Source organism: Actinomadura bangladeshensis, assembly GCF_004348335.1.
GTDB classification, from domain to species: domain Bacteria; phylum Actinomycetota; class Actinomycetes; order Streptosporangiales; family Streptosporangiaceae; genus Spirillospora; species Spirillospora bangladeshensis.
In genome coordinates this window covers 1-7,556 of sequence record NZ_SMJW01000328.1, presented here as the reverse complement: position 1 = coordinate 7,556, position 7,556 = coordinate 1, and the positions used below count along the sequence as shown (strand labels likewise).

Annotated in this window: 7 protein-coding genes and 2 pseudogenes; 2 read left to right on the top strand and 7 right to left on the bottom strand. The window is 72.9% G+C overall.

The window, feature by feature from the left end; all coding sequences use genetic code 11:
* A pseudogene (locus E1284_RS36465) lies at positions 1-683 on the top strand (TerD family protein); the annotation flags it as partial.
* 7 nt (positions 684-690) lie between these two features.
* Here the strand turns inward: E1284_RS36465 and E1284_RS36460 are convergent.
* The 7 genes from E1284_RS36460 to E1284_RS36430 all read right to left on the bottom strand — a co-directional run bounded on the left by E1284_RS36460 (position 691) and on the right by E1284_RS36430 (position 6,629).
* Entirely contained in the window at positions 691-1,323 is a 633-nt protein-coding gene (locus E1284_RS36460) for an HhH-GDP family DNA glycosylase (RefSeq protein WP_131944701.1), read from the bottom strand.
* A gap of 62 nt (positions 1,324-1,385) precedes the next feature.
* Positions 1,386-2,129 (bottom strand): ribonuclease HII, encoded by a 744-nt coding sequence (locus tag E1284_RS36455; RefSeq protein ID WP_131944704.1) that lies wholly within the window; start codon positions 2,127-2,129, stop codon positions 1,386-1,388.
* A 30-nt stretch (positions 2,130-2,159) separates the two neighbouring features.
* A complete protein-coding gene (locus tag E1284_RS36450; protein ID WP_131944700.1) occupies positions 2,160-3,068 on the bottom strand; it encodes a haloalkane dehalogenase in 909 nt (302 codons plus the stop codon).
* 33 nt (positions 3,069-3,101) lie between these two features.
* Positions 3,102-3,707: a response regulator transcription factor gene (locus E1284_RS36445; RefSeq protein ID WP_131944703.1), complete on the bottom strand. Its 606-nt coding sequence runs from the start codon at positions 3,705-3,707 to the stop codon at positions 3,102-3,104.
* 5 nt (positions 3,708-3,712) lie between these two features.
* Positions 3,713-4,903, bottom strand: a complete 1,191-nt coding sequence (locus tag E1284_RS36440; RefSeq protein WP_207924156.1) for a sensor histidine kinase — start codon at positions 4,901-4,903, stop codon at positions 3,713-3,715.
* A gap of 77 nt (positions 4,904-4,980) precedes the next feature.
* Positions 4,981-5,709: an ABC transporter permease gene (locus E1284_RS36435; RefSeq protein ID WP_131944699.1), complete on the bottom strand. Its 729-nt coding sequence runs from the start codon at positions 5,707-5,709 to the stop codon at positions 4,981-4,983.
* Positions 5,706-6,629 (bottom strand): ABC transporter ATP-binding protein, encoded by a 924-nt coding sequence (locus tag E1284_RS36430; RefSeq protein WP_131944698.1) that lies wholly within the window; start codon positions 6,627-6,629, stop codon positions 5,706-5,708. Before E1284_RS36430 ends, E1284_RS36435 begins: the two co-directional genes overlap by 4 nt.
* A 184-nt stretch (positions 6,630-6,813) precedes the next feature.
* Between E1284_RS36430 and E1284_RS36425 the strand changes: the two are divergent.
* Positions 6,814-7,556, top strand: a pseudogene (locus E1284_RS36425) (AAA family ATPase); the annotation flags it as partial.

Below are 7,556 nucleotides of genomic sequence, written 5' to 3'. Positions count from 1 at the left end.
CGCCCGGTCAGTACGCGCCCCCGCCGGGGCCGGCGCAGCCGCAGCAGGGCGGCGGCAAGATCTCGCTGACGAAGAACGCGCCGGCGGTGTCGCTCACCAAGCACGGCGCGACGGGCGGCCACATGCGCGTCAACCTCAACTGGACGGCGCGCGAGGGCGCCGCCAAGGGGCGCCTCGGCAAGCGCCGCCGCGGCATCGACCTCGACCTGGATTTGTGCTGCCTCTGGGAGCTGCAGGACGGCCGCAAGGGCATCATCCACGCGATCGGCGACATGGGCGCGCTCGACCGGGCGCCGTTCATCAAGCTCGACAAGGACGACCGCACCGGCGCCATCGAGTCGGGCGAGAACCTGCACATCAACCTCGACCACACCAAGGACTTCAAGCGGATCCTGGTGTTCGCCGAGATCTACGAGGGCGCCGACGACTTCCGCGGCCTGGACGCCATCGCCACGCTGTTCCCCGTGGGCGCGCCCCCGATCGACATGCGGATGGACGACTGCATGGACGCCTCCCGCGACGCGGTCCTGGCGCTCATCGAGAACGTGAACGGCGAGCTGGTCGTCCGCCGCGAGGGGCGGTTCATCCTGCCGCCGCCCGGCCGCCCGCGCTGGGGCAAGATGGCCGTCGACCAGGCCTACGCCTGGAACCTGGAGTGGGTCGCCTCGCGCGGCAAGGACTGACCGGCGGTCACGCCGCCTTGAGCTGGTCCGCCAGTTTCTTGTCGTGGGCGACGCGCACCAGGGCGGCGGTGAACCGGGCCAGGTCCTTGTCGGGGACCTCCTCGGCGAGTTCGCCGGCGTCGGTGGGCAGGCCGAGCCGGTCGGCCCCCTTCTTGACCTGGTCGTCGATGTAGGGGCGGAGCCAGGGCCAGATGGCCTGGGCCTCGCGGCAGAAGATGTCCACACCGGTGGGGCCGACGCCGGGGAACTCCTGGAGGAGGCCGGCGGCCCTGCCGGGGTCGCGTCCCGATTCGATGGCGAGGCGCCGCAGATCGCCCTTGTACTTGTCCTGGACGATCTCGGCGGTGTCGCCGAGGCGGGACGCGGTGGACTCGTCGTAGCGGACGTAGTGGCCGCGTCCGAGCGCGTCCACCCGGTCCTGCCAGGACAGCCTGCCCATGCCGCGCGCCGTTCCGCCGCCGGCCTCGAACAGCTCGCGGGCGGCGGAGACCGCGATGTCGGACGAGATGCGCGCGCTCAGCAGGTTGGCCAGGACGAGCAGCTTGAACAGCGCGGCCGGCTGGTCCTTGAGCGTTATGCCGGCCTCCTCGGCGAACGTCCGGCCGGACTCGCGCAGCAGCTTCTTCACGACGGCATCCATGGCATGTACCTCCCGTGGATGGCGCCTACCCGGCCGGCGGGCGATGACTCACGAAGGACGACTCACAGGAGGCTGAGCTGACCTTCGCCCGCGAGCGGATCGCGGTGCTTCTTGAGGTGCCGCCAGCGCGGCAGGTCGTCCAGGTACGACCAGGACATCCGGTGGTGCGGTGTAGGCCCGTGCTCTTCGAGTGCCTTCTGGTGGACGGGCGACGGGTACCCGGCACTGTCGGCGAACGCGTAACCGGGGTATTCGCCGTCCAGCCCTGCCATCAGCCGGTCGCGGTGGACCTTCGCCAAGACGGAGGCGGCCGCGACCGTGACCGACCTCTGGTCGGCCTTGACCTCGCACCGCACGCGCCAAGGGCGCCCCAGGAAATCGTGCTTGCCGTCCAGGATGACCACGTCGGGACGGACCGGCAGCGACTCCAGCGCGCGGACGGCGGCGCGCCGCAGCGCCTCCGTCATGCCGAACTCGTCGATCTCCTCGGGGGACGACGCGCCGATGGCATGCCCGGTGAGCCATCCGGGGAGCAGGTCGGCGAACGATTCGCGGTGCGCCTGGGTGAGGAGTTTGGAGTCGGTGAGCGCGACCGTCTTCTTACCGCGACCCCGCAGGACGGGCGGCGGGGTCAGGTCGGTGACCGCGGCGCACACCACGACGGGGCCCGCCCAGGCGCCGCGGCCGACCTCGTCCACCCCGGCGATCGTGACCGGACGCGCCGCCCGGAGTTCGTCCTCGATCTCGTAGCCCGCGACACGCGAGGTCCGCGTGGAGCCGTCGAGAGCGGGGGCGAATCCGGGCAGGGCGTCGGTGGGATCGGTCAAGGAGGCTCCTCAGGAACGGATGAACGCCGCGATCGCGTGGCCGAGCCGTTCCCCGTCGTCCTCTTGGAGGAAGTGGCCCGCGCCGTCGATCGTAGGGTGCTCGATGCCCCGCGCGCCGGGAACCAGCTGCTTGAACAGCGGTGCCATCGCCCCGGTGATGGGGTCCTTGTCGCTGAACGCCACCAGGAACGGCTTGTCCCACGCGCGCAGGACGTCCCAGGCGTCGCGGTTGGGCTGCGCCTCCGGGTCGTCGGGCTCGGCGGGGACGAGGGCCGGCATCGCGCGCGGCCCCGCCTTGAACGACTCGTCCGGGAACGGCGCGTCGTAGGCGGCCCGCACGTCGTCGGACAGGGTCGTGCGGCACCCGGAGGCGATGTTGCGGGCGATGTCGAACTCGGGCGCGGTCCGGACCGACCGGCGGAACTTCAGCCACGTCTCCGGCATCGGGAAGTCGCCCGTGGGCAGGCCGGTGTTGGCCGCGACGACGCGGGAGAACCGGTCCGGATGGGCGGTCACCAGGCGCAGGCCGATGAGGCCGCCCCAGTCCTGGCCGACGAGGGCCACGTCCCGCAGGTCGAGGACGTCGAACACCAGCGAGCGCGTCCACTCGATGTGGCGTGCGTAGGTGTGGTCGGTCATCTCCGCGGGCTTGTCCGAACGGCCGAAACCGACCAGGTCGGGCACGATGACGCGCAGCCCGGTGCCGGCCAAGACCCGCATGACGCGGCGGTAGAGGAACGACCAGCTCGGCTCACCGTGCAGGCACAGCACAACGGGACCGTCGGACGGGCCTGCCTCGACATACGCCATCCGCAGGGTTCCGTCACCGTCCTGGGACGGGACGTCGGCGTAGCGCGGTTCGTAGGGGAAGTCCGGGAGGCCGCTGAAGCGTTCGTCGGGCGTACGCAGGATCCGCATCCGCCCATCATGGCAGCGGCCCGCGGACGCGGGTCAGAGCCAGCCGTTGTGGCGTGCGGTGCCGACCGCCTCGATGCGGTTGCGCGCCCCCGTCTTGCCGATCGCGGCGGACAGGTAGTTGCGGACGGTGCTCTCCGACAGGTGCAGGCGTCCGGCGATGTCGGAGATGGGCGATCCGTCGGCCGCGGCCGCCAGCACGTCCCGCTCCCGGCCGGTCAGCGGGTTCGGGCCCACCGACAGCGCCGCCGTCGCCAGCGCCGGGTCGACGACCCGCTCCCCGGCCAGGACGCGCCGCAGGGCCCTGACCAGGTCCTCGACGGGGCCGTCCTTGACCAGGAATCCGCTCGCCCCGGCGTCCATCGCGCGGCGCAGGTAGCCGGGACGCCCGAACGTGGTGACGATCAGCACCTTGCAGGCGGGCAGCTCGCGGCGCAGGTCGGCGGCCACGTCAAGGCCGCTGCGGCCGGGCATCTCTATGTCGAGCACGGCGACGTCGGGGACGGTCCGCAGCGCCTCCGGCAGCACCCGGGCGCCGTCGCCGACCTGGGCGACGACCTCGACGTCCTCCTCCAGGCCGAGCAGCAGGGCGAGCGCGCCGCGCATCATGCCCTGGTCCTCGGCGAGCAGCACCCTGATCACATCGCTCATTGTCCACCCGCGCTCGGCTGGAGGGGGACCTCGACCGCGAGCAGGAAGCCGCCGCCCGGCGCAGGACCGGCCTCGGCGGTCCCCGCGGCCGCCGCCAGCCGTTCGGAGAGGCCGCGCAGCCCGTGACCACCTCCGCTGCCGCCCATCGCGCCCTTCCCCGCTCCGTCGTCCAGCACGGTCAGGGCGGCCCTGTGCTCGTCGGTGCGGACCGTGATCTCGCAGTGCGCGGCCCCGCTGTGCCGGATCACGTTCGTGACCCCCTCGCGCACAACCCACCCGAGCAGCGCGTCCGCGTCGGGCGGCAACGAGGGCCCCATCCGCCGGACGGTGGCGGCCACACCGGCGTCCGACAGCGCCGTCCGGGCGGCGTCCAGCTCGCCGGCCAGGCCGCGGCCGCGGTAGCCGCTGACCGCCTGCCGCACCTCGTCCAGCGCCCGGCGCCCGACGGTCTCGATGTCGGCGGCCTGCTCGGCGGCCACCGCCGGGTCGCGCTCGGCGACGCGGCGCACCGCCTGGGCCTTGACCACCATGAGCGACAGCGTGTGGCCGAGCAGGTCGTGCAGGTCGCGGGAGAAGCGCAGCCGTTCGCGGGCCACGGCCGCCTCGGCGAGCTCCTCGCGGGCGTCGCGGAGCATGCCGATGACGGTGAACAGCCGCAGGATGACCGCGGTCACCACGCCCGCCGTCACGGTGCCGTACCAGTTCGCGGCGAGGGCGCCGCCGTCCTCGCCGCCCGCCCAGCCGACCAGGACGCCGAGCACCGAGACGCCGCCGATGCCGACGAGCATCGGAAGCTCCGGCCCGCGCCCGGTCCGGGGCATGTGCCCGACGAGGACGCCGGCGGCGAGCCCGAGCAGCGGGAACATCGTGTACCAGCGGCCGTGGAAACCCAGCGACGCGGCGGACGCGACCCCTGCCTCGGCGATCAGCAGCACGATCGGCACCCGGATCGGGACGCGCCCGTCGAACGAGGTCCGGACGACGGCGACGTGCAGGAACGCGAAGCCCAGCAGCGCGGCGACGGCGAGCCACACGGGATGCGCGCGGCCGTCGGCGACGTCCCACAGCGGCCACACCAGGACGATGAGCCAGAACACGAAGGCGTGGCCGCCCGGCCCGTCGCGGTCCACCTTCTCCAGGTCGAGGTCGGGAACGCGCCGTTGCGGAGTGCCCTTCCAGGAGATCACCCGTCGTTCTCCATGTCCACGAAGCCACGGTATGCCGGTGCCGCCGTCCATGCCGCGGCCGTTCACAGGGCGGCCGTTCACAGGGTTCGGGTCGAGCGCCGGTAGCAGTAGGCGGCGAACACGACGAAGACGGCGGCCCACGCCACGAGGAGCGCGACACCCGTCAGCGTCGGGGCGTGGCCGTCGGTGACGCGCCAGGACAGCTCCCCGTACCGGTTGATCGGCGTGGCCGTCGCGATGTGCCGCAGCCATCCGGGGAACCGGGCGATCGGCACCCACAGGCCGCCCAGCAGGGACAGGCCCATGTAGCAGGTCAGCGCCGCCATCTGCGCCTGCTGTGCGGAGAGCAGGTAGCCGAGGCCGATCCCGAGGACCGCCATGGGCGCGATGCCCGCCCAGAGCAGCACGAGCACGGCCGCCCACTGGCCCGCGCCGAGCGACACATCGTTCACGAGGCCGCCCGCAAGGCAGATGGAGACGATCGGCGGCAGCGTGACGGCCATCGCGCACAGCGTCCTGCCGACGACCACCTCGGACGGGCGCAGCGGCAGCAGGCGGAGCTGCCGTATCCAGCCGAGCGGCTTGTCCTCGGCGATGGACACCCCGTTGTTCAGCACGGCCCCGACCGCACCGAACCCGGCCATGCCCACCATCGCGTACACCGCGCCCGCATGCCCGGACCGTCCGGTGATGTCGAGGCTGGTGAACACCAGGTACATGGTGAGCGGCGAGATCAGGCTCATGACCAGGTAGCCGGGGTCGCGCAGCAGCCGCATCATTTCGAGCCGGACGTAGCGCAGGATCATCGCAGGGCCTCCTTCCGTTCGGTGAGGGCGAGGAACGCCTCTTCCAGACCCGCCCCCGTCACCTCCAGATTCCGGACCATCCCGGCCTCGGCCAGCGCCAGGACCGTCGCGTCGGAGTCGGTGGTGTGCAACTGGACGCGGCCGCCCCGCACCTCGCTGCCGACCACGCCCGGCAGGCCGTCCAGCGCCGCCATCGGCCCGTCGAGGTCGAAGCCGACGGTCCGGCCGGGAACCCGCCGCTTGATGGCCTCGCTGGTGCCGTCGGCGATGACGCGGCCCCGGTCGATGACGACGATCCGGTCCGCGTAGTCGTCGGCCTCTTCCAGGTAGTGGGTGGAGAACAGGATCGTCCGCCCGAGCTCGGCGTAGGAGCGCACACTGGCCCACAGCTCGCGCCTCGCCTCGATGTCCAGCCCGGTGGTGGGCTCGTCCAGCACGAGGAGTTCGGGCGCGCCCGCCACCGCGATCGCGAACCTGACGCGCTGCGCCTGCCCGCCCGACAGCCGGTCGGCCCGCCGCCCCGCGAGGTCGGTGATGTGCGCGATCTCCATGGTCTCGTCCAGCGGGGGGACGGTCCGGCCGCGCGCCTTCGAGGCATGGGTGCGGCGGACGAAGCCGAGCAGCTCCCGGACGGTCACCCCGCCGATCAGCCGCCCGCTCTGCGGCATGGCGCCGACGCGGGCGTCCCGCACGGCCCGCTGCGGCGCCGTGCCCAGCACCCGCACGGTTCCCGCGTCGGGCGGGACGAGGCCGAGCAGCATCGCGATCGTCGTGGACTTGCCCGCGCCGTTCGGCCCGAGCAGCGCCACGGACGTCCCCCGGTCGAGGCGCAGGTCGAGTCCGTCGACCGCCCTGACCGTCCCGTAGTCCTTGACCGCGCCGGTGAAGACCACCGCCGCTTCCGCAGTTCCGACTTCCATGGTCGGGACGTTACGGATTCGGCCGGTGTCGGCAGCAGATCCGAACCTCCCCTTCTGGACAGTACAAATGTCCTGGTCTCGGGACTGAGGGCGCCGCGCTCCGGTCCAGGCAGGCAGGGCGGGCGGCAACGAACCGCGTGCGGGGAGTCCCGTTCCGGGCGGTCCTGCGCTTTACTCGCTTCTGATGGCTTTGTTCGGCAGGTCCCGCTCCCGCCCGGCGAAGGACGCCGCGACGCGGGATCTCTTCGAGCGCCTGCGGGTGCGCTACTTCCAGATCACGCCGGGGCTGAGGTTCCTCGGCGGGCTGCTTCTGATCGTGCTCGTGCTGGCGGCCGCGGTGGTCGCCGACGGGCCGGTCCTGGGTGCGGCGGCGTGCGCCGTGGTCCTGCTGGTCGTCGTCCACCTGACGCTGCGCTCGCCCACGGGGATGGCGGTCGTCGCGGTCATCGCGTCCTGGCTCGCGCTGTCGGTGCCCTTGGGCAGGCTCTACCCGGACGGCGACGACCTGTCCTACCTGAGCCCGACGCTGCTTCTGGCCGTGCTCGCCCTACCTGTGGCCGTGGTCGCGTTCCGCCTGCGCGGATACGCGCCGTGGAGCACGACCCTGCTCGCCCTGGCCGCCGCCGGGGTGGCGACGGCGGCGATCGCCCAACTGCTGCCGGAGGCGAACGCCGCGCCCGGCTGGGCCGCCGCGCTGGCCGTCCTCGCCTACCGCTGGGACCGGGCGCGCCGCACGGTCCCCGCCGAGGCGTACGAGACCGGCTGGGTGCAGGAGCAGGCGAGCCCGAAGGGGGACGCCATGACCGGACCGCGAAAGAACCCGCCCAACGTCGATAAGCCGGACAAGCGAGACCGGCCCCGGTCCGATCGTCCGGCGGCCGCCGCCGGCGGGGCGGCCGCGCAGGCGGCCCATGAGCCTGTCTCTTA

Coding starts and splice junctions, on each gene's coding strand:
- E1284_RS36460 (WP_131944701.1), bottom strand. CDS start 1,323: ATGGATGCCGTCGTGAAGAAGCTGCTGCGCGAGTCCGGCCGGACGTTC.
- E1284_RS36435 (WP_131944699.1), bottom strand. CDS start 5,709: ATGATCCTGCGCTACGTCCGGCTCGAAATGATGCGGCTGCTGCGCGAC.
- E1284_RS36450 (WP_131944700.1), bottom strand. CDS start 3,068: ATGCGGATCCTGCGTACGCCCGACGAACGCTTCAGCGGCCTCCCGGAC.
- E1284_RS36430 (WP_131944698.1), bottom strand. CDS start 6,629: ATGGAAGTCGGAACTGCGGAAGCGGCGGTGGTCTTCACCGGCGCGGTC.